The following is a 21,761-nucleotide window of genomic DNA, read 5'->3' on the forward strand; positions in this document are numbered from 1 at the left end:
GGTGCTGGTCAAGTGGATGCGTTGCACCGTGGTTGACCGCCGCGGCTTCGAGCGCGGGCAGCGGAAATGGGCGGGGCTTCTGGGGGAGCCGGGGTTCAGGGGACAGGGCGGGGGCTGGAGCCGGCAGCGTCCTGGGGTGGCGCATGTCTTCGCGTTCTGGGAGAGCCGCGCCTTCTACGACTCCTTCATGGCCCGTTCCCACGACCGGTTGGCCTCGACGCAGGCGGGAACCTTCAAGGACGCCCAGGTCAGGCTCTTCGACTACCGCTTCGACGTGAAGACCGGCTTCGAGCCGCGCTTCACCGACGCCGACCTGGTCCGGGTGGCCCTCTGCCGGATCCACGAGGAGCGCGTCGAGCACTTCACCCTGATGCAGGAGAAGGTCTGGAATCCGGCCATGGCCGGATCGCCCGGCATGATCCGCGGTCTGTTCGGTGAGGCGCCGGGACACGAGTTCATGGTCCTGTCGATGTGGCGGGCCGCCGCCGAACACGGTAAGTACCGCACCGAACGCGTGGAGCGACTCGGTCTGCGGGCCCAGACGGAGGCCGACGTCGCGGCCATGACCGGCGACATCGTGGAGCTGGAGCCCTCCTGGACGGTGTGAGAAACGGCCTGTGCGGCGAGTGACCGATGTGGTCCGTGGGGCAGGAAATGTGTGACCTCCGCCGTACGGACCCCCCAGGAGTCTTCGATCCGGGCTCCCACGATCTACTGTTTTGGCATGGCACGACCACGGCGCATCGTTCTTGTCCGGCACGGAGAGTCAACGGGCAATGTTGATGACACCGTGTACGAACGCGAACCCGACCACGCACTCGCCCTCACCGACCGGGGCTGGCAGCAGGCCGAGGAGACCGGGAAGCGGCTGCGCGAGGTCTTCGGGCGCGAGCGTGTCAGCGTGTACGTCTCCCCGTACCGCCGCACCCACCAGACCCTGCGGGCCTTCCACCTCGACCCCGAGCTGATACGGGTGCGCGAGGAACCCAGGCTGCGTGAGCAGGACTGGGGCAACTGGCAGGAGCGCGAGGACGTACGCCTCCAGAAGAGCTACCGGGACGCGTACGGGCACTTCTTCTACCGCTTCGCCCAGGGCGAGTCGGGTGCCGACGTGTACGACCGGGTCGGCGGCTTCCTGGAGAGCCTCTACCGCAGCTTCGAGGCCCCCGACCACCCGTCGAACGTGCTGCTGGTGACCCACGGGCTGGCGATGCGGCTGTTCTGCATGCGCTGGTTCCACTGGACGGTCGACGAGTTCGAGTCGCTGTCCAACCCCGGCAACGCCGAGATGCGGATGCTCGTCCTCGGCGACGACGACAAGTACGCGCTCGACCGTCCCTTCGACCAGTGGAGGGACCCGGAGCCGTACGGGATCACTGGATAGGCTGATTCGACGACGGCGACGCTGACGCCGGCCGATCGACCCGCTGGCGGCGCCCGACGCGGGCTCGGCGGGCACCGCCCTCGACGCCGTACACCCTGCCCGACCTCGGTAGAACGGGCGAAGGTCTCCTCGCGTTCTGCCGGGCCGCGCGTGAGGACTCCCGCCCTGGCTTCGCTGTCCGGGCGGTCATTCGCGAACGCGATCAGGATCGGGCGGGACACCTTCGCGGCGTGATCTTCGACGGGGTCGTGGAGCCCGCCGTCAGGCTTCCGCGCGCGGTCGTCACTCGTGGCGCAGAGAGGAACGGGATTCGATCCGACGCGGCCAACGGCTCTGCCCGTGACGCCCTTTCGGCCATCCGGACGGACCGCGCCACGGTGCGCGGAAGCGAACGAAAGGGCCGTGAACCGGCGGAGACGGTCGGCCGGTTCGCCCTTCCGCCGCTGCCACCGGGCGTCCGCCGGGCGCGCGTCGCGACGGCGATGACGACGGACGGGGAGGCGGGGTGTCGCGGGGCGATCCAGGCGGCGTAGGCTAAGGACGCCATGCCGTACGAACCACCCACCCACACCGTCGAGCGCTCACTGCGCGCCACGACCGGGGCGAAGATCATTGCCGGTGTCGACGAGGTGGGGCGCGGCGCTTGGGCCGGACCCGTCACCGTCTGCGCGGCGGTCACCGGACTGCGTCGACCCCCCGAAGGTCTCACCGACTCCAAGCTGCTGACTGTGAGGCGCCGCGACGCGCTGAACCTTCAACTGCGCGAGTGGGTGACGTCGTTCGCCCTCGGACACGCTTCCCCCGAGGAGATCGACGAACGGGGTATGACCGCGGCGCTGCGTCTGGCGGCCGTGCGAGCCCTGGAGGCGCTGCCGGTCCGTCCGGACGCGGTCATCCTCGACGGGAAGCACGACTACCTCGGTGCGCCTTGGAAGGTCCGCACGGTCATCAAGGGCGACCAGTCGTGCGTGGCCGTCGCGGCGGCCTCGGTGATCGCCAAGGTTCAGCGCGACAAAATGATGGCCGAACTGGGTGTCGACCATGCAGACTTCGGTTTTGCGGACAACGCCGGGTATCCGTCACCCGTGCACAAGGCCGCACTGGAGGAACGGGGGCCCACCCCGTACCACCGCTTGTCATGGGCGTATCTTGATGCGCTGCCCCAGTGGCGGCACCTCAAGAAGGCCCGCAGCTGGGCGGACGGAAGCGCTCCGGAGATCGAGGGCCAGCTCGGCTTCGATTTCTGACGATTCCGTTCGCACTCATGTGCCACCCGCTGACGCGATCCGCACCAGCGTTTGATAGATATCAGCTCATGCCTCTCATTCCCGAGGAGCCTCAGATTCACGAGAGTGCCCAGGGTCCCCGCACTGCGCCGACCCCTCGCCCTGTACCCGGCCCCCGCCCCGCGGCTCCGCCGCGTCCCGGTCGTCCTGGTCCGCTCCGGCCCACCCCGCCGGTGCAGCGCACGTCGCGAGACGCGACGGCGGCCACCCCCGGACCCTCGGGTCCGGCGGCCGCTTCCGTCACGGCTTCGGCCACCCCGCAGATCCAGCTGATCCCGGCCTCGGCGGACGGCGCGCTCGACGCCGCCGAGGAGGCCGTGGACCTGCTGCTCGAGTCCGGGCGTGCCCCCGGCGACGTCCTGGTCGTCACCACCGGCGAACAGCACCCGTGGGCCACCCACGAGCTGTCCTTCGGTGAAGCCTCCTACTGGACGCAGCACGACGCGGGCGACGACGTCTTCTACGCGGACGCCGCCGTCATCGAGCGCGCTGCCACCCGCCCCGTCGTCGTGGTCGCCGTCAACGGCGGTCCCGACACGGTCGCCGCCACCGTCCTGCCGCTCGCCCGTACGCGGGCCGGCGCCTTGCTGATCGTCTGCGGAGACGCGCAGCGGATCAACTCGGTGCTGAACGCGGGCGCCTGAGCCCTCTCCGGTCGACCCGCGAGGGCGTCGGAGCGGCTGAGGCGGCTGTCACGGCGACGTCGAGCACGGTGGGCGTCCCGTCATGCTCGCGGGCATGCGCGGGAGGCTCCCCGAAGGAGACGGAACCGTTTCCCGCTGTGGCTGTGGCTGTGGCTGTGGCTGTGGACGGTGGTGTCGCTGTCGCTGTCGGCGAGCTTGCCACGCCGGGATTCCCGGCGGGCGAGTTCGCCGGATCCCGCGCGGCGAACCCTTGGTGCTGATATCGGGGCAGCGTCCCAGGGGACGGCGTCGAGACCGGGCTGCTGTGCGGCCGGGGCTTTCTCGGGTGTCCCGCGCTCCGTGCTGATCAGGGGCGCCGCGCGTCGATGCCGCAGCACATCGGCGGTGCGTTCAGCGGGCCGCCGCGCGGCGCAGGACGTCCGAGGCGGCGCCGCCCGTGCGGGGCGACGGGGGCGGCGACTCGGACAGTTCGAAAGGCTCCGGCGTCGAGTCCAGGTTCGGACGACGCCCGCCCCGCCCCTCGCCGAGGACCTGCCAGCCGTCCCGGGTCAGAGTGATGTACGCCCCGCAGCGCAGACCGTGCAGCGTGCAGGCGTCCCGCAGGCCCCACATCCACGCGCCGTCCTCCTCGGTCCACCGCGCGTCACCGTCACGGCAGTAGACCAGCACGGCGGTCCTTACCGGGGTACGGCGGCGCAGGTCGTGCGGGATGACCCGGCGCAACTGCGCGAGCAGCGCGTTGCGGAACATCCAGCCGTCGGCCGGAACCTGGCGGCGCGTGAACGAGGCGCTCGCGCGCAGCCGTTCGTCCTGATCCAGTACGGCCACGATCGCGGTCGCCGGACCGGGTCGGTGCCGCGAATGGAGCCCGCTGACGACCTCACGGGGGTTGCGCAGCAGCGGGATTCCGGCGGCGGCCCACTCCGCGGGCTCGAGCATCCGGGCCAAGGGGGTGGATGAAGCGGCAGACGTCGACATGGATGCCGCGGAGGACGGAGCAAGTCCGAAAGTCACGGTCCTCCCTTCGGCTACGCGCCCACACTGCGGGCGGGGTCGGATTCGGGGGAAGCGCACGCCGCAGCAGAGCCCTACCGGACCACGGACGAGCCGTGCGGGGAGCGGAGTTCAATTCTTCCTGTCGAACTTGGATGCGGCAACGAGCAATTGGGGTCGGCGACCGAAATGTGAGGGTCCGCGGGTTATATCCCTACCCGACGTGTCCTGGTGCGACGCCTGGGATGGTCGTTCACCTCCCGTTCGGACACCGTTGGGACGCCCGTCGTCCGGAGCGCCATGGGCGGACCGCGGAGAGCGCTTGCGCAAAGGTCGGTTCCGGCCGACGGGAGGACGGTGCGTGAGTGGCCCGGGGGGCGGACGGGACAGGTGGGACGGGCGATCCGTACGGTGCGTGGGTGTGCGGGTGCGGGTGCGGGTGGGCGCGTGGGCGCGTGCCAGGTTCGCCGGTGCGTTCAGCCCTGTACGGCCAGCACGAGGGGCAGCACCCCCTGCGCGCCGGCCCTGCGGAGCATCCTGGCCGCGACCGCGAGCGTCCACCCCGTCTCGGTGAAGTCGTCCACCAGCAGCACCGGCCCCTGGGCTTCGGCGAGAGCGGAGGCCAGCGCGGGCGGCACGCTCAACGCCCCGTCGAGCGCCTTGAGACGCTGCGCGCTGTTGCTGCGCGAGACATGAGTGGTGTCGCCCGTGTACTCAAGGGAGCCCAGCAACGGCAGCCTGCCGACCTCCGCGATGCGCGCGCCCAGCGAACCGACCAGCTGAGGACGCGTGCGTGAGGCGACCGTGACGACCCCCACCGGCCGCTGCTGCGCGCCCGCCGCCCCCGACGCCCAGCCACCGGGCCCCTTGGCCCAGTCGACGAGGACCCCGACGACGGCGTGCGCCACGTCGTCCGGCAGGGGGCCGTCGGGGGCCGTGGGCGCGAGCATGGGGCGCAGCCGGTTGCCCCAGCCGATGTCCGAGAGCCGTCCCAGCGCGCGCCCCTCGGCGGCCTGCTCGCCCGCCGGGATCCGGCCCTTGAGGTCCACGCCGACCGCGGGCAGCCCGGTCGGCCACATGCGGCGCGGCTCCACCTCGACACCGGCCCGGCCGAGGTCGACACGCGCCGCGTCCAGCGCGGCGGGAGACATGTCCACGGTGAACCGGGCCCCCGCGCAGTTGTCGCAGCGGCCACAGGGCTTGGCGCCCTCGTCGTCCAACTGCCGCTGGAGGAACTCCATCCGGCAGCCGCTCGTCGACGCGTAGTCGCGCATGGCCTGCTGCTCGGCCCCGCGCTGGCGCGCCACCCAGGCGTACCGCTCGGCGTCGTAGGCCCACGGCTGCCCGGTGGAGATCCAGCCGCCCTTGACCCGCTTGACCGCGCCGTCGACGTCGAGAACCTTCAGCATCGACTCAAGGCGGGAGCGCCGCAGCTCCACCAGCGGTTCCAGGGCGGGCAGCGACAGGGGGCGCTCCGCGCGGGCGAGGACGTCCAGGGTGCGCCGCACCAGCTCCTCGGAGGGGAAGGCGAGCGAGGCGAAGTACTCCCAGATCGCCTCGTCCTCCCGGCCGGGCAGCAGCAGTACTTCGGCGTGCTCGACACCGCGCCCCGCACGGCCCACCTGCTGGTAGTAGGCGATCGGCGACGACGGCGACCCGAGGTGCACCACGAATCCGAGGTCCGGCTTGTCGAAGCCCATGCCGAGCGCGGACGTGGCGACCAGCGCCTTCACCTTGTTGGCGAGCAGATCGTCCTCGGCCTGCTGCCGATCGGCGTTCTCCGTCTTCCCCGTGTACGAGGCGACGGTGTGCCCCCGGTGCCGCAGGAAGGCGGTGACCTCCTCGGCGGCGGCCACGGTCAGCGTGTAGATGATCCCGGAGCCCGGCAACTCGTCGAGGTGGTCGGCGAGCCAGGCCATCCGGTGCGCCGCGTCGGGCAGGCGCAGCACACCGAGGCTCAGGCTCTCCCGGTCCAGCGGACCGCGCAGCACCAGGGCGTCGGACGAGCCTCCGGTGCCCAGCTGTTCCGCCACGTCGGCCGTCACGCGCGCGTTGGCGGTCGCCGTGGTCGCGAGGACCGGAACGCCGGACGGGAGGTCGCCCAGCATGGTGCGCAGCCGCCGGTAGTCGGGGCGGAAGTCGTGTCCCCAGTCGGAGATGCAGTGCGCCTCGTCCACCACGAGGAGCCCGGTGGCCGCGGCGAGCGCGGGCAGCACCTCGTCGCGGAAGTCGGGGTTGTTGAGCCGCTCGGGCGAGACCAGGAGAACGTCCACCTGACCGGCCGCGATCTCGGCCTGGACCGTGCCCCACTCCTCGATGTTGGAGGAGTTGATGGTCCGCGCGTGGATACCGGCCCGCGCGGCGGCCTCGACCTGGTTGCGCATGAGCGCGAGGAGGGGGGACACGATCACCGTCGGCCCGCTGCCCCGCGCCCGCAGCAGCGAGGTCGCCACGAAGTAGACGGCGGACTTGCCCCATCCGGTGCGCTGCACGACGAGCGCCCGGCGGCCGTGCGCGACCAGCGCCTCGATCGCCCGCCACTGGTCCTCGCGCAGCCGGGCCGTCCCGGTCGCGTCCCCGACGAGGCGGGCGAGGACGGTGTCGGCCGCCGCCCGGAGTTCCGTGCTGCTCGTGTGCTCCATGCCCTCCATCCAACAGGACGGGACTGACAATCCGGGCCGCGGTGGTCGTGGGGCGGGGGCCGGCCGGTGGGGTTAGCGGTGCCGGACTCGCGGGGCCGGCAGCGCGGTATGACTAACGGCGGACCTGCGAAACGGGTATCTGTGCAGGTCAGGTGAGTGCGTCGATCGCGGGTTGTCGTGTCCCTGATCCGACTTATCCACAAGCGGAAATGGATTTCCCCGGTTCGCGAGACGGTCGGCGCATGACGAATCACGGCGAAACCACTGGATCCTCCGAGAACGGCAAGGCGATCGGACGCGAGGCGCACGGCCCCCGCGCCGGACAGGGCGGCCATGGGGGCTCGGCCCGACCCGGCAGGCACCCCGAGCCGACCGCCTACGTCGGGCGGGGGACCGCGCACGGGGTCACCCTGCGCACCCCCGCGGAACTGGCCGACGCCCTGCCCTACCTTCTCGGCTACCGCCCCGAGGACAGCATCGTCCTGCTCGCCCTGGACGGCGACGACACCGGCGGCAGGTTCGGCGGCCGGGCCCGGCTCGGTATTCCGCCGACGCGAGCCGACTGGAAGTGCGCCGCCCGCGAACTGGTCCGAGGACTGGTGACGGGGGGCGAGCGCCGGGGAGCCCGACCGAGGCAGATGGTCATCTACCTGTGCCAGGAACCCGCACCAGGGGAGACCGCGCAGGAGGTCATGCGACGACTGGCACCCCTCGCCGCCGAGCTGCACGAGGCCTGCGGCGATCTGAGGGTGTCGGTCGCCGAGGCACTCTGCATCGCGGACGGCCGCTTCTGGTCCTACAACTGCGGTGAGCCGCTCTGCTGCCCGCCCGAAGGCACGCCGATGGGCCTGCCCGGCACGTCCGTGCTGGCCGCCGCCGCGACCTACGCGGGACTCCAGGTGCGAGGCACCCTGCGCGAGCTGCGGGCCCGGCTCCAGCCCTGGGAGACGGCCGCCGCGCGGGAGCAGGAGACCGCTCTGGACACGGCCGCCATGGCGCTGATCCCCAAGATCCTGGACGACACCGAGTGCGTCCGCGTGGCCACCGAGACCCTGGAGCTGGCCGAGCGCCTCATGCGCCGCCTCTCCGGCGCCCGACCCGTGTCAGGGATGCTCCCGGCCGACCTCCGCGACGACGACCTGATCGGCTACGACGAGGCCGCCACCCTGATCCTCGGCCTCCAGGACCGCGTCACCCGCGACCACGCGGCCGAATGGATGGAGGGCGACGAGGCAGGACCCGCCCTTCGCCTCTGGCGAGCCCTGGCCCGCCGCTGTGTCGGCCCCTACAACGAGCACGCGGCGGCGCCGCTGACCCTCGCCGGATGGGTCGCCTGGTCCACCGGCGACGAACTGGAAGCCCGCGAAGCCTTCGCCATGGCCCTCGGAGTCGACCCCGAGTACCTCTTCGCCCGCCTCCTGCACCAGGCCTGCAACGAGGGTCTGGACCCGGAGTCCGTCCGCCGCTGCCTCCGCACGGAACGGCGGGACCGCCGGCGCCCGGTCGACCAGGGTTCGTCGGCCGCCGGGCCACGACGCCCCCGCGACCGGCAGGAACCGGGACCCGAGGAGAACTCGACGCACGTGGACACGACGACCGGCGACTCCCCGACGCCGGAACCCTCCCGCGGCCGACGCAGGGTCCGCACCGGCACCGGCACCGGCACCGGCACCGGCACGTCCCGTCCGGCGCGGACGAACGCACGGGGGAGCGGCGCGACCGTCCCACGCCCCCGCACGCCCGCCACCTCGGGGCCCGGGGGCACACACCCCGGCAGCGAACGAGCCGACGGTTCGCGCCCCCGTCCCGCCCGCAAGGACACCGCACAGCGCCGCGACGACCGCAGCGGCGACGCCCTCCCGGCGGGCGACGGGGTGGAGGAGGGGACGTGAGCCTGAGCCCGACGGGCACGACATCTCGGTCTGATCGCGCCGACGCCCTACGCGCTGCCGACGTCTTACTCTCTGCCGGCGGCTACGGCGGCTACGGCGGCTACGGCGGCTACAGAGGTCCCGGCGGTCCCGGCGGCTTGAGCAACCTGTGTGACCTCGCCGATTCCTGTCTGCCCGCGCGCACGGCGCGTTCGAGTAATGACGGGAGCCGTGCGCGCCGTGCGCGCTGCTCGGCCTCGTGGTCCCGGCAGGGGCGTGACCCGGAGGAGGCGAGCTCCGTTCACGTGGGTGGCGGGACTCCTGGCTGGGCTCCGCTACCGCACCGCCCTTGTCCGACCGGACTCCTCCACCCGGCGCCGCGACCGCACGAGGCGCAGAGAGCGCAGAAGAAGCCCCCTCATGCATCAGCCGACTTCGCCCTCCGCCGACGACGCCCCCGGCACCGGCCCCCGCACCGACGGATCACCGCCCTCCTACGGACGTGTGGGCGACTGGGATCCCGCCTGGTCCGCCGCACATCGAGAGACCGGCCCGGCGGCCTCCGAGCCGAGCGGACCCTCCATGCCCCCGGCACGCCAGGCCCCCGCGCCACCGCCACCGCCATCAGCTCCGCTCCCGCCACCGCCCCCGCCACCGCTGTCCCCTCCGGTCCCGCCCTCGGCGGTGCCCCGCACCCCGTACGGCACCGCACCCCGGGTGCCGACGCCTCCAACCCGCACGACCGCCCGTCCACCTCGTGCCGCAGCACCCGCCGGTCCGGTCCCGCCGCCGCTACAGCCCGTCGGTCTGCCGGCCACCCACACCGCCCTGATCTGCGTCGCCCTTCCGGCCCTCGCGATCTCCACGGACCAGGGGCAACTGAACGGGCAGGGGCTGGAGGGCTTCTACCGGGCGGGACGGCGGACGCTGTCCCGGTGCCGGCTCCGGGTGGCGGGGCGCGAACCGGTCGCCGTGCAGGCCCGGATGACGGCCGCCGACCGGGCCCGCTTCGTCGGCACCTTGTGCACCTCCCCGCACGGTGGCCCGGATCCGGACGTGATCGTCGAACGCGTCCGGCACGCGGACGGGACGGAGCGGATCACCCTGCGCAGCGCGGCCCCACGGCCGCTGCGGCTGCCGGTCGAGGTGGCGCTCGGCACGGATCTGGCCGACCTGGGCGCGATCGCGGCGGGCACCCAGGGGCCCGAACTGCCCGCCGACGTGCACGACTCCGGGCTGCGCTGGTCCGGTGCCACCGGGGCCGTGACCGTCACGACGGACCCACCGCCCTCGGACATGCTGGCCTCCGCAGGGCTGCTGCGCTGGGAGATCGAGCTGCCCGCGGGCGCCAGCCGCACCCTCGAACTACGGGCGAGGTCCGAGGCGACACCGCCCCTCCGTACCGTCGCCCGCCCGGCCACCAGCCCCTTCGCGACAGCCCAGGTGTCCGGCGACGACCCCGGTATCCAGCAGCTGCTGCGGACCAGCATCGAGGATCTCCAGGCACTGCTGCTGCGGGACCCCGCACACCCCGCGGACAGCTGGCTCGCGGCGGGGGCGCCCTGGCGCTGCGGCCTGGCCCCGGCCGAGGCGCTCACCGCGGCCCGGATGACCCTGCCCCTCGGCACCAGGCTCGCCGCCGGGACGCTGCGCGCTCTCGTGCGCGCCCAACTCGGCGGCCCGGAGGACAGGTCCGGCATGATCCCCGGGCCGAGGCGCGACGCGGGCACCCGCCTGCCACCGGGCTGCACCGGGACGGAGGCCACCCTGCTCTTCCCCACGCTCCTCGCGGAGGCGTACCGGTGGGGTCTGCCCGAGCGGGAGACGGCGGAACTGCTGCCGGCCGCCGAGCGCTGTCTTTCCTGGCTCCTGGCGACCGTCGACGACCGCACCTATCTGTGCGACCCGCAGCCGGGCGGGCCCGTCCGCTGCGAGACCCAGGCACACGCCCACCGCGCCGCGCTGCTGGGCGCCGAACTCCTGGAGACCTACGACAGACCGGGCGCGGCCGAGCTGCGGCAGTGGGCCCGGGAGCTACGGCGGGCCTTCCAGGCGGAGTTCTGGATCGACGACCCGAGCGGAGGGCGACCCGCGGCGGCCCGGATGCCCGACGGAACGACGGTGCCGCAGTTGGCCGGGAGCGCCGCCCACCTCCTGGACACCGGGCTGCTGGGAGGCGGCCTACGAGCGCCGGGCCTGCTGGACCGGGTGCAGACCGAGCAGCTCGCGAGGCTGCTGGGCGGCCCGGCCATGGACTCCGGCTGGGGACTGCGAGGACTCGGCACGAAGGAGCCAGGACACAACCCCTTCGGCCACCGGGGCGGTGCCGTGCGAGTGCACGAGACGGCGGTCGCGGCCGCCGGGCTGGCGGCAGCCGGCTACGAGAAGGAGGCGTCCTCCCTGCTGCGCGGCACACTGGCCGCCTCCGCCGCCTTCGGCCACCGGCTCCCCGAGATGTACGCGGGCGAACAGCGCGGCGAGGGCAGCGCGCCCCTCCCGCACCCCGCGGCCTGCCGTCCCGCCGCCACGGCCGCCGCGGCCGGCGTGCTGCTGACCACCACCCTCGCCGGAATCCGACCGGACGCCCCGGCCGGGACGGTCACGCTCCGCCCCTGGCACAGCGCGCCCCTCGGCGAGATCGTCCTGACGGGCCTGCGCGTCGCCGGCGCCCCGTTCTCGGTACGGGTCAGCAGACTCGGCCTCGCCATGGTCGAGGAAGCGGCCGAAGGGCTCCAACTGGGGATGTGAACAGGGACGACAGGGGCAGGACCGAGGCCACGGGCCTGCCCGTGCCGAAGTGCGAGGCTCACACCGGACCGAAGTGGATCAGCCATCGAAGGGCCGACGAAGGGAGTGTTTATCGTCAGGCAGACGACTAAGATCGTCGCATGCCCTACGACCCGTCAGCTTTCCCGCCGTTCGCCGTCACCGTGGATCTGGTCGTGCTGACCGTGCGCCGTCACGCTCTGTGCGCGCTGGCGGTGCGCAGGGGGGAGTCACCCTTCAAGGGGCGCTGGGCACTGCCCGGCGGCTTCGTACGGGCCGACGAGGATCTGGCGCAGGCCGCGGCGCGCGAACTGGCCGAGGAGACCGGACTGCACGCGCACGACCCCGCCGTCCCCGCCCGGGACAACGGCGCGCATCTCGAACAGCTGGCGACCTACGGCGATCCCGAGCGGGACCCCCGGATGCGCGTGGTGAGCGTCGCCCACCTGGCACTCGCCCCCGACCTGCCCGCACCCCGGGCCGGAGGCGACGCCAGCAACGCCCGCTGGGCGCCGGTCGAGGAACTCCTCCAGCAGGACGGATACGGCCGTGACGGCGAAGCCGCCGCGCCCCTCGCCTTCGACCACACGCGGATCCTGTCCGACGGCGTGGAACGCGCCCGCTCCAAGATCGAGTACTCGTCGCTCGCCACGGCGTTCTGCCCCACCGAGTTCACGGTCGGTGAGCTGCGCCGCGTCTACGAAGCGGTGTGGGCCGTCGCGCTCGACCCGCGCAACTTCCACCGCAAGGTGACCGGCACGCCGGGCTTCCTCGTCCCGACCGGCGGCACCACCACCCGGCAGGGCGGTCGCCCCGCCCAACTCTTCCGGGCCGGCGGCGCCACGCTCCTCAACCCGCCGATGCTGCGCCCCGAAGTGTGATCGACCGGCTCGGGCCGCGGCGCGTACCGAGCCCGGAAGCGAATGCCGTCCGAACACGGTGGCGTCCACGCCGATCACCGTGCGCGGAGCGGGCCTCGCGTGACCGAAAATACCGACATAGCGCGCTATCTTGCTGCGGGTGATCCAGGCCTTCGGACTGACCAGCAACCCCCGCAAGGACCTTCCGCCCGCCGTCGACGACATCTCCTTCGAGGCGCGCGCGGGGCAGGTCACCGCCCTCCTCGGAAGCGCGGGCGCGGGGAAGACCACAGCGCTCAGACTCATGCTCGAACTCCAACAGGGCCGCGGCATCACCTACTTCAGAGGCCGCCCCCTGCACCGCATCTCCCACCCCTCCCGCGAGGTCGGCGTGCTCCTGGGCGGGGTGCCGGGCCACCCCGCCCGCACGGTCCGTGGACATCTGCGGATGCTGTGCGCCGCCGCCGGTGTCGCGGTGCGCCGCGCCGACGAGGTCCTGGAGGTCGTCGGCCTGGTCAGCCTGCGCGACGAAAGGCTCGGCACCCTCTCCCGGGGCATGGACCGCCGCCTCGGTCTGGCCTGCGTCCTGCTGTCCGACCCGCACACCCTCGTCCTCGACGAGCCCGCCGACGGCCTCTCCGCCCGCGAGACCCGCTGGCTGCACGGCATGCTGCGCGCCCACGCGGCCCAGGGCGGCACGGTCCTGATCACCGCGGCCGACCCCAAGGAGGTGGCACGCAGCGCCGACCGGGTCGTCTCCCTCGACCAGGGCAGAGTCGTCGCCGATCAGCCGGCCGCCGACTTCGCCCGCACCCGGCTGCGCCCGCGCGTCGCCGTCCGCAGCCCGCACGCGGCCCGGCTCGCCGCCCTGCTCGCCAAGGAGGCGCGCGCCACGCACCGCTCCGTCGAGGTGGTCAGGGAGGGCGGCAACCGGCTCTCCGTGTACGGCGGCACCTGCGCCGACGTCGGCGAGACCGCGTTCCGGCACGGCATCCTCGTCCACCAACTCGCCGACGAGATCGGCGACATGGGACCCGGCGCAGGAGCGGAGCCCGACGACGCCGAGACCCCTGAAGGGACGCCCGGGACGGAGCCGTCGCGAGGGGCCGTGGACGCCCGCGGGACGGGCACGGAGCAGGAGCGTTCCGCCCCGGACGGCTCGCCCGAGCGGCCCGTCGCGGACCGTGAGGCGCCGTCCACGGACGGAACCGCCGCCGCCCGCCCCGAGTCCGCCCCGGCCGCGCGGACCGCCGTCAGCGCCTCCCGCGCCCCGCGCACCCTCGACGCCCTGCCGTCCCTCCCGCCTCCCATCTCCGTGCGGTCCGCGCCCAGTCCGCTCCGCCCCCTGCGCTACGAGATCCGCCGGGCCGCCGGGATCAGCACCGGGTTCCTCATCGCGGCCGCCGTGCTCGTCGTGTCCGCCGTCACCGCCGTGCTGCTGGCCAGGATCGGGCACACCCCGCAGGCCCGGCTGCTGGCCGCCTGGCCGCAGCAGGTGCCCCTGCCGCCCGCGGCGCTCGGAGCGGGGCTGATCGGGGCCCTGGCCTTCGGCGACGAGTTCCGCCACCCCGCGCTGGCGGCGGACCGCGGCACCGTGCCCCGCCGGCTCGGGCTGCTCGTCGCCAAACTGGTCGTCACCGCCGCCACCGCCGTGGCGCTGGCCTTCCTCACCGTCGGCTGCGACGCCGAACTGCTCTACCTCGTCTACGGACGGGAGCTCACCCAAGTTCCCGCCGACTGGTTCTCGTCGAGCGCGAGTTGGCTCGGGCTCGTCATCGGGTGCGCCTGGGCCGGTGTGCTGGCCGCCGGCATCTTCCGGTCCACCACCGCCGGGCTCGCGGCCGTGGTCGCCGTACCGGTGATCGTCGTTCCGCTCGTGCACAAGGCCCTTGAGGGGCCGTCGGCGCGGACCGCGGCGGGCTTCCCGCTGCGGGTGCGTGAGGTGCTCCTGATGCAGTGGCCGTTCGGCGGGGAGCGGTACCTCGTCGCCGTCGCCCGGGTCCTCGCCCAACCCGTCGGCAGCGCGCTGGCGTTGTCGGTGACGGTGCTGCTGTGCGCATACCTGTTCACGACCCTGCGCGCCAGGGTCCGCTGAGGTGGGTCCGGACCCGCGGGAGCCCCGCTTGCGCGCAACTCCCCTGGGAAAGCCCATTTCTGTCCGATAAGTCGTCAATTGCGACGGGGTGAGCGATCACCCTTTCGTGTGCTTTTCACCAAAGACCTCAAGGGAGTTGGGAGCAGCGCCGACAAATGATCCGTGAGTACCCTTGCGCACACCATGATGACCGCCGCCCGCTCCGCAGACTCAGGTCTGGTCGGTCCGGGCGAACTCGACCGCTACCCCTACGCCGACACCCCTGGCCCCGACCGGGTCGGAATCCCCTCCTGGGAGGGCACGGAATCCGATCTCGGCCGCGTCGGCAGGCGGGCCTCAGGCAGCCGCGGACGCGGGCTGCACGGCCAACTCGTCCAACAGCTCGGCCAGATGATCGTCTCGGGCGACCTGGGCGCCGACCGCCCGCTGGTGCCCGAGGAGATCGGCCAGCGCTTCGAGGTGTCCCGCACCGTCGTCCGCGAGTCGCTCCGCGTCCTTGAGGCCAAGGGCCTGGTCAGCGCCCGCCCGAACGTCGGCACGCGCGTGCGTCCCGTCAGCGACTGGAACCTCCTCGACCCCGACATCATCGAGTGGCGCGCGTTCGGGCCGCAGCGCGACGACCAGCGCCGTGAGCTGGGCGAGCTGCGCTGGACCATCGAACCGCTGGCCGCGCGCCTGGCCGCCGGGCACGGCCGTGAGGACGTCCAGCAGCGGCTCGGCGACATGGTCGAGATCATGGGACACGCGATGGGCCAGGGTGACGCCCTGACCTTCTCCCGCGCGGACGCCGAGTTCCACGCGCTGCTCATCCAGCTCGCGGGCAACCGGATGCTGGAGCACCTCTCCGGGATCGTCTCGGCCGCCCTCCAGGTCTCCGGAAGCCCGGTCACCGGCTGCGACCGCCCGAACGAGGTGTCCCTCGGGCACCACGGCAGGATCGTCGACGCGCTCGCCGCGGCCGACGGCTGCGCGGCCGAGGTCGCCATGCGCCAACTGCTCACCGTTCACCCCGAGGTGGAGCGCGTGGTGCCCGCCCCGCGCGAGCACTGACCCGCACCGTGGGCGGCGCGCTCGAAGTCGTCCTGCGGCGCCGCGCGGACGGTGCCGCGTGTCCCGTCGGATCCCGCAGGCCCTCCTCGGGTTCTGCGGGGTCCGACGCCGCCATGAGGCGGTAGAACCGTCCGGGATGCCCCAGGCACGGCACCGCACGACCTCCTCTGCCCGTATCTGACCGTTTTTGCGCGCTTACGGGGTGTGACTCGGGCCACGCAGATTGGGCGTAACACTCGTCGAACCTGCGCGATGACCTAAGAGGTGACCGCCGAGGAGGGAATACGGACGCCGGTTTCGGCGCTGTGCATCCTCCCGGCACCCGCCCGCACCGTCGGCCCATCCCCAAGCCGGTGGTCGGCTCCTGTCCGCGTGGACGGGGCCGGAAGCCGTTATCCAACGTTCCGAGAGGTTGTTCGTGTCGGCCAGCACATCCCGTACGCTCCCGCCGGAGATCGCCGAGTCCGTCTCTGTCATGGCTCTGATTGAGCGGGGAAAGGCTGAGGGGCAGATCGCCGGCGACGATGTGCGTCGGGCCTTCGAAGCTGACCAGATTCCGGCCACTCAGTGGAAGAACGTACTGCGCAGCCTCAACCAGATCCTCGAGGAAGAGGGTGTGACGCTGATGGTCAGTGCCGCGGAGCCCAAGCGCACCCGAAAGAGCGTCGCAGCGAAGAGTCCGGCCAAGCGCACCGCCACCAAGACGGTCGCGGCCAAGACGGTGACCACCAAGAAGGCCACCGCCACCGCCACCCCGGGGGCGTCCGCCGCCGACGCCTCGGACGAGGGCGACGCGTCCGCCAGGAAGGCCGTCGCCAAGAAGGCGGCCGCCAAGAAGACCGCGGCGCCCGCGAAGAAGACCGCCGCCAAGAAGACCGCGGCGAAGAAGACCAGCGCCAAGAAGGACGACGCCGAGGTCATCGAGGAGGAGGTGCTCGAGGAGACCCCCAAGACCGGTGACGAACCCGAGGGCACCGAGAGCGCGGGCTTCGTGCTCTCCGACGAGGACGAGGACGACGCGCCGGCCCAGCAGGTCGCCGCCGCGGGCGCCACCGCCGACCCGGTCAAGGACTACCTCAAGCAGATCGGCAAGGTCCCCCTGCTCAACGCGGAGCAGGAGGTCGAACTCGCCAAACGCATCGAGGCGGGTCTCTTCGCCGAGGACAAGCTCTCCAACGCCGACAAGCTCGCGCCGAAGCTCAAGCGCGAGCTGGAGATCATCGCCGAGGACGGCCGCCGCGCCAAGAACCACCTGCTGGAGGCCAACCTCCGTCTGGTGGTCTCCCTGGCCAAGCGTTACACCGGTCGCGGCATGCTCTTCCTGGACCTCATCCAGGAGGGCAACCTCGGTCTGATCCGCGCGGTGGAGAAGTTCGACTACACCAAGGGCTACAAGTTCTCCACGTACGCAACCTGGTGGATCCGGCAGGCCATCACGCGCGCGATGGCCGACCAGGCCCGCACCATCCGTATCCCGGTGCACATGGTCGAGGTCATCAACAAGCTCGCGCGCGTGCAGCGCCAGATGCTCCAGGACCTGGGCCGTGAGCCCACCCCGGAGGAGCTGGCCAAGGAACTCGACATGACCCCCGAGAAGGTCATCGAGGTCCAGAAGTACGGCCGCGAGCCGATCTCCCTGCACACCCCGCTGGGTGAAGACGGCGACAGTGAGTTCGGTGACCTCATCGAGGACTCCGAGGCGGTCGTCCCGGCCGACGCGGTCAGCTTCACGCTGCTCCAGGAGCAGCTGCACTCGGTCCTCGACACCCTCTCCGAGCGCGAGGCGGGCGTCGTCTCGATGCGTTTCGGTCTCACCGACGGTCAGCCGAAGACCCTCGACGAGATCGGCAAGGTGTACGGAGTCACCCGGGAGCGGATTCGTCAGATCGAGTCGAAGACGATGTCGAAGCTGCGGCACCCGTCGCGTTCGCAGGTTCTGCGCGACTACCTCGACTGACCCGTCCCGACAGGCCGCGCAAGGCCCGGTTCCCCGTGGGGAGCCGGGCCTTCGCGCGCCCGGCGAGGGTGCGCGGCGCGGCGGACTGGACCACTCTGGGTGTCTCATGACCACCCCAGAGTGAGGAGCGTGCATGCGCCGTCCGTCTGTCCGGGCCCTGGCCCGGCCGCTGGCCCTGGTGGCCGCGGTGACCGCCATACCGTTGCTTTCGGCCGCCCCCGTCTCCGCCGACGTGGTGGTCGGCGGGTTCGCGATCGACGTCTCGCAAGCCCCGTGGACGGTCGCCCTCTCCAGCCGTGACCGATTCGGGGGTACGCGAGCGGGACAGTTCTGCGGGGGAGTGGTGGTGGGCCGTACGACGGTGCTCACCGCGGCCCACTGCATGGGTGACGACGTCCTGGGGGCGCCCCCGAACAAGGTGAAGGACCTCAAGGTCATCACGGGGCGTACCGACCTGGTCTCCGATCAGGGACAGGAGATCCCGGTGCGCGACGTCCGGGTGAATCCCGGCTACGACAGCGAGAGCAACGCCGGGGACTTCGCCGTGCTCACCCTCGCCGAGCCGGTCCCGCAGAACGCCGTCATCGGGATGGCGGCGTCCGGCGACGCCGCGTACGAGCCCGGGACCAGGGCCCAGGTCACCGGGTGGGGCGATGTCAGCGGGGGCGGCGACTACGCGCGCACCCTGCACGCCGCGCACGTGCACGTGCTGCCCGACGACCGCTGCCGCACGGCGTACCCGGGCAGCGCCGACGGTACCTACCGGCCCGACAGCATGGTCTGTGCCGGGGAGGCGTCAGGGGGCCGGGACGCCTGCCAGGGGGACAGCGGTGGGCCGCTGGTCGCCGACGGCAAGCTGATCGGCCTGGTGTCCTGGGGGAGCGGCTGCGGCCGCGCCGGCAGCCCAGGCGTCTACACGCGCGTCTCCGTCGCCGTGGAAGCGGTGGAGACGCAGACGCGTGCGGCAGGCGCCGCGAGAGCCTCTGGGGGCCGCTGACGGCGTCTGAGAGGCATCCGGAACGAGCGCGGGCGGCGCGGTCCCTGAAAGCAGGGGCCGCGCCGCCCGTGTCGCCGGCCTGGGCCGGTGCTGGCTCGTCGTGGATGCGAGTGTCAGCGCTCTTCTTCTGCGGAGGAGGAGGACGGAACGGTCGTCAGGCGTTCCGATTCGTCCTGTATCTCAGCGGCGATCTTCTTGAGTTCCGGCTCGAACTTGCGACCGTGGTGGGCGCAGAAGAGCAGTTCGCCACCGCTGAGCAAGACGACGCGCAGGTATGCCTGGGCGCCGCAGCGGTCGCAGCGGTCTGCCGCGGTCAGCGGGCTCGCGGGGGTCAGAACAGTAGTCACGTCGCCTCTTCTCTAGCTCGACGAGCTGTCGTACCAGGGTCAACATCCAACCAGCCCCCAAACGTTCCCGCTCGGGGCTTTTCCTCGAAAAAATCTTTCGAGGCCGGCTGACTGCTGCCGGTGGCGGCGAATGTGCCGTGTTGCGTGTCCATGTGTCTTACGGGGTGGTGCTGTCTGTCTTCGTCCGTCCTCCCGGCCGGCTTGCCGGTTTGTTGATGAGGACGTGCCCGGAGCCTAAATGGTTCATGCCCCGAAGGGAACGTGATATGTACTTCACCCCAACGAGGGATCGAACAGGTATGCGACGCTGGACTAGTCTCTTGACGGGACGAGGGTGGCGTTACAACGGCTCTACCAGGCCTCGGTACCCTCTTGGCGGCGATCCAAGCCGCGCCCTTACCCAGAAGGGCCCCACCTGAAATTCAGCGAGGAGCGAACCGCGTGACCGCCGACACGTCCGTGCCGTCCACTGCGCTGCTGGCAGGAGCAGACCGGGACGGTTCCAACTACACCGCGCGGCACCTTCTCGTCCTCGAAGGACTAGAGGCCGTACGCAAGCGACCGGGTATGTACATCGGGTCGACCGACAGTCGCGGTCTGATGCACTGCCTGTGGGAGATCATCGACAACGCCGTGGACGAGGCCCTCGGCGGCTACTGCGACCACATCGACGTGATCCTCCACGACGACGGCTCGGTCGAGGTGCGGGACAACGGCCGGGGCATCCCCGTCGACGTCGAGCCCAAGACCGGACTGTCCGGCGTCGAGGTCGTCATGACCAAGCTGCACGCGGGCGGCAAGTTCGGCGGCGGCTCCTACGCCGCCTCCGGCGGCCTCCACGGCGTCGGCGCCTCCGTGGTGAACGCCCTGTCCGCCCGGCTCGACGTGGAGGTGGACCGCAGCGGACACACCCACGCCATCAGCTTCCGGCGCGGCGTGCCCGGCGCCTTCGTCACCGACGGCCCGGACGGAAAGTTCGATGCCACGAGCGGGCTGCGCAAGGTCAAGAAGATCACCAAGACGCGCACCGGCACCCGGGTGCGCTACTGGGCCGACCGCCAGATCTTCCTCAAGGACGCCAAGCTCTCCCTGGACACGCTGCACCAGCGCGCCCGCCAGACCGCCTTCCTGGTGCCCGGCCTCACCATCGTCGTCCGCGACGAACTCGGGCTCGGCGAGGGCGGCAGCAAGGGTGAGGAGTCGTTCCGCTTCGACGGCGGCATCAGCGAGTTCTGCGAGTACCTGGCCACCGACAAGCCGGTCTGCGACGTGCTCCGCTTCTCCGGGCAGGGCACCTTCAAGGAGACCGTCCCCGTTCTCGACGACCACGGCCAGATGACCCCCACCGAGGTGACCCGCGAACTCGGCGTGGACGTCGCGATGCGCTGGGGCACCGGCTACGACACGACCCTCAGGTCGTTCGTCAACATCATCGCGACACCCAAGGGCGGCACCCATGTCGCCGGCTTCGAGCAGGCCATCGCCAAGACGATGAACGAGGTGCTGCGCGCCAAGAAGCTGCTGCGGGTCGCCGAGGACGACGTCGTCAAGGACGACGCTCTCGAGGGCCTCACCGCCGTCGTCACCGTCCGGCTCGCCGAACCCCAGTTCGAGGGCCAGACCAAGGAGGTGCTTGGCACATCGGCGGCCCGCCGGATCGTGAACACCGTGATCTCCAAGGAGTTCAAGGCGTTCCTGACGTCCACCAAGCGGGACGCCGCCGCACAGGCCCGGGTCGTCATGGAGAAGGCGGTCGCCGCCGCCCGTACCCGGATCGCGGCCAGGCAGCACAAGGACGCCCAGCGCAGGAAGACCGCCCTGGAGTCCTCGTCGCTGCCCGCGAAGCTCGCGGACTGCCGCAGCGACGACGTGGACCGCAGCGAGCTGTTCATCGTCGAGGGCGACTCCGCGCTCGGCACCGCCAAGCTCGCCCGCAACTCCGAGTTCCAGGCTCTGCTGCCGATCCGCGGCAAGATCCTGAACGTCCAGAAGTCGTCCGTGACCGACATGCTGAAGAACGCCGAGTGCGGCGCGATCATCCAGGTCATAGGAGCCGGCTCCGGGCGTACGTTCGACATCGACGCGGCCCGCTACGGCAAGATCATCATGATGACCGACGCCGATGTCGACGGCTCCCACATCCGCACCCTGCTGCTGACGCTGTTCCACCGCTACATGCGGCCCATGGTGGAGGCGGGCCGGGTGTTCGCGGCGGTCCCGCCGCTTCACCGGGTGGAGCTGGTCCAGCCGAAGAAGGGCCAGGACAAGTACGTCTACACGTACTCGGACCGCGAGCTGCGCGACAAGCTCCTCGAGTTCCAGCGGAAGAACGTCCGGTACAAGGACTCCATCCAGCGCTACAAGGGTCTCGGCGAGATGGACGCCGACCAGCTGGCGGAGACCACCATGGACCCGCGGCACCGCACGCTGCGCCGGATCAACCTCGCCGACCTGGACTCCGCCGAGCAGGTGTTCGACCTGCTGATGGGCAACGACGTCGCGCCGCGCAAGGAGTTCATCTCCAGCTCGGCGGCGACGCTGGACCGGTCGCGCATCGACGCGTAGGCGCGGTGCGACCCTTGGTGATCGGTCCTTGACCTTGGTCGAGGATGTCGCCGAGGGGCGAGGGGTCGAATGCCGAGCGCTGGGTGCCGAGTGCTGGGTGCCCGGCCTGAGTGGTACTCGGCCTGATGCGGAAGCGGTCCTGGAGGCCGGGCCGTCCGACGGTCTGGAAGGGCCCGGGGAGCCCGGGAGCAGTGGTCAGGAGTGGGGCGGGACGCCGAGTCCCGCCCCACTCCCGTCTCCCCCCGTTCCTCGCTCCCGTCCCGCGATCTCGCCTGGTCAAAGCCGTCGTCCGTCCGCACCCGCG

General features: G+C 71.9%; 15 protein-coding genes. 12 read left to right on the forward strand and 3 right to left on the reverse strand.

Going from position 1 to position 21,761, the window contains the following annotated elements; genetic code table 11:
• Nucleotide 1: 1 nt before the first annotated feature.
• The 4 genes from DDJ31_RS28055 to DDJ31_RS28070 all read left to right on the forward strand — a co-directional run bounded on the left by DDJ31_RS28055 (nt 2) and on the right by DDJ31_RS28070 (nt 3,314).
• Nucleotides 2–607: a YdbC family protein gene (locus tag DDJ31_RS28055; protein ID WP_127177602.1), complete on the forward strand. Its 606-nt coding sequence runs from the start codon at nt 2–4 to the stop codon at nt 605–607.
• A 117-nt stretch (nt 608–724) separates the two neighbouring features.
• Nucleotides 725–1,384 (forward strand): histidine phosphatase family protein, encoded by a 660-nt coding sequence (locus DDJ31_RS28060; RefSeq protein WP_127177601.1) that lies wholly within the window; start codon nt 725–727, stop codon nt 1,382–1,384.
• Nucleotides 1,385–1,929: 545 nt separating this feature from the next.
• Complete coding sequence (locus DDJ31_RS28065; RefSeq protein ID WP_127177600.1) at nt 1,930–2,631, forward strand: ribonuclease HII; 702 nt, start codon at nt 1,930–1,932, stop codon at nt 2,629–2,631.
• Nucleotides 2,632–2,699: 68 nt separating this feature from the next.
• Nucleotides 2,700–3,314: a hypothetical protein gene (locus DDJ31_RS28070; protein ID WP_127177599.1), complete on the forward strand. Its 615-nt coding sequence runs from the start codon at nt 2,700–2,702 to the stop codon at nt 3,312–3,314.
• 390 nt (nt 3,315–3,704) lie between these two features.
• Here DDJ31_RS28070 and DDJ31_RS28075 read toward each other — a convergent pair whose 3' ends face one another.
• Both DDJ31_RS28075 and DDJ31_RS28080 read right to left on the reverse strand, forming a co-directional pair.
• Nucleotides 3,705–4,328, reverse strand: coding sequence for a hypothetical protein (locus DDJ31_RS28075; RefSeq protein WP_127177598.1), 624 nt, complete (start codon nt 4,326–4,328; stop codon nt 3,705–3,707).
• A 455-nt stretch (nt 4,329–4,783) separates the two neighbouring features.
• Entirely contained in the window at nt 4,784–6,949 is a 2,166-nt protein-coding gene (locus DDJ31_RS28080) for a RecQ family ATP-dependent DNA helicase (protein WP_127177597.1), read from the reverse strand.
• A gap of 242 nt (nt 6,950–7,191) precedes the next feature.
• Here DDJ31_RS28080 and DDJ31_RS28085 point away from each other — a divergent pair, with 242 nt between their 5' ends.
• The 7 genes from DDJ31_RS28085 (at nt 7,192) to DDJ31_RS28120 (ending at nt 18,545) form a co-directional block, all read left to right on the forward strand.
• Entirely contained in the window at nt 7,192–8,841 is a 1,650-nt protein-coding gene (locus DDJ31_RS28085) for a DUF4192 domain-containing protein (RefSeq protein ID WP_127177596.1), read from the forward strand.
• A 399-nt stretch (nt 8,842–9,240) separates the two neighbouring features.
• Nucleotides 9,241–11,568 (forward strand): glycogen debranching N-terminal domain-containing protein, encoded by a 2,328-nt coding sequence (locus DDJ31_RS28090; RefSeq protein WP_276319302.1) that lies wholly within the window; start codon nt 9,241–9,243, stop codon nt 11,566–11,568.
• A gap of 140 nt (nt 11,569–11,708) precedes the next feature.
• Nucleotides 11,709–12,467 (forward strand): NUDIX hydrolase, encoded by a 759-nt coding sequence (locus DDJ31_RS28095; protein ID WP_127177595.1) that lies wholly within the window; start codon nt 11,709–11,711, stop codon nt 12,465–12,467.
• A gap of 139 nt (nt 12,468–12,606) precedes the next feature.
• Nucleotides 12,607–14,541, forward strand: a complete 1,935-nt coding sequence (locus DDJ31_RS28100; RefSeq protein WP_127177594.1) for an ATP-binding cassette domain-containing protein — start codon at nt 12,607–12,609, stop codon at nt 14,539–14,541.
• A gap of 162 nt (nt 14,542–14,703) precedes the next feature.
• Nucleotides 14,704–15,591 carry a FadR/GntR family transcriptional regulator gene (locus DDJ31_RS28105; protein ID WP_171480912.1) on the forward strand — a complete coding sequence of 296 codons (888 nt, stop codon included), beginning with the start codon at nt 14,704–14,706 and terminating at the stop codon, nt 15,589–15,591.
• 418 nt (nt 15,592–16,009) lie between these two features.
• A complete protein-coding gene (locus DDJ31_RS39355; RefSeq protein WP_127177593.1) occupies nt 16,010–17,548 on the forward strand; it encodes an RNA polymerase sigma factor in 1,539 nt (512 codons plus the stop codon).
• 133 nt (nt 17,549–17,681) lie between these two features.
• Nucleotides 17,682–18,545 (forward strand): serine protease, encoded by an 864-nt coding sequence (locus tag DDJ31_RS28120; RefSeq protein WP_127177592.1) that lies wholly within the window; start codon nt 17,682–17,684, stop codon nt 18,543–18,545.
• Nucleotides 18,546–18,658: 113 nt separating this feature from the next.
• Here DDJ31_RS28120 and DDJ31_RS28125 read toward each other — a convergent pair whose 3' ends face one another.
• A complete protein-coding gene (locus DDJ31_RS28125; RefSeq protein ID WP_127177591.1) occupies nt 18,659–18,892 on the reverse strand; it encodes a DUF7455 domain-containing protein in 234 nt (77 codons plus the stop codon).
• A gap of 441 nt (nt 18,893–19,333) precedes the next feature.
• On the opposite strand from DDJ31_RS28125, the gene DDJ31_RS28130 reads away from it, so the two are divergent.
• On the forward strand, nt 19,334–21,457 hold the full coding sequence (locus DDJ31_RS28130) for a DNA gyrase/topoisomerase IV subunit B (RefSeq protein ID WP_127177590.1): 2,124 nt from the start codon (nt 19,334–19,336) through the stop codon (nt 21,455–21,457).
• The last annotated feature ends 304 nt before the right edge of the window (nt 21,458–21,761 follow it).

It is taken from the genome of Streptomyces griseoviridis, assembly GCF_005222485.1.
GTDB classification, from domain to species: Bacteria; Actinomycetota; Actinomycetes; order Streptomycetales; family Streptomycetaceae; genus Streptomyces; species Streptomyces hintoniae.

What these genes read in the sequence shown, in the direction of transcription:
- DDJ31_RS28060 (WP_127177601.1), top strand. Translation starts at nt 725, where the DNA reads ATGGCACGACCACGGCGCATCGTTCTTGTCCGGCACGGAGAGTCAACG.
- DDJ31_RS28065 (WP_127177600.1), top strand. Translation starts at nt 1,930, where the DNA reads ATGCCGTACGAACCACCCACCCACACCGTCGAGCGCTCACTGCGCGCC.
- DDJ31_RS28070 (WP_127177599.1), top strand. Translation starts at nt 2,700, where the DNA reads ATGCCTCTCATTCCCGAGGAGCCTCAGATTCACGAGAGTGCCCAGGGT.
- DDJ31_RS28080 (WP_127177597.1), bottom strand. Translation starts at nt 6,949, where the DNA reads ATGGAGCACACGAGCAGCACGGAACTCCGGGCGGCGGCCGACACCGTC.
- DDJ31_RS28085 (WP_127177596.1), top strand. Translation starts at nt 7,192, where the DNA reads ATGACGAATCACGGCGAAACCACTGGATCCTCCGAGAACGGCAAGGCG.
- DDJ31_RS28090 (WP_276319302.1), top strand. Translation starts at nt 9,241, where the DNA reads ATGCATCAGCCGACTTCGCCCTCCGCCGACGACGCCCCCGGCACCGGC.
- DDJ31_RS28095 (WP_127177595.1), top strand. Translation starts at nt 11,709, where the DNA reads ATGCCCTACGACCCGTCAGCTTTCCCGCCGTTCGCCGTCACCGTGGAT.
- DDJ31_RS28120 (WP_127177592.1), top strand. Translation starts at nt 17,682, where the DNA reads ATGCGCCGTCCGTCTGTCCGGGCCCTGGCCCGGCCGCTGGCCCTGGTG.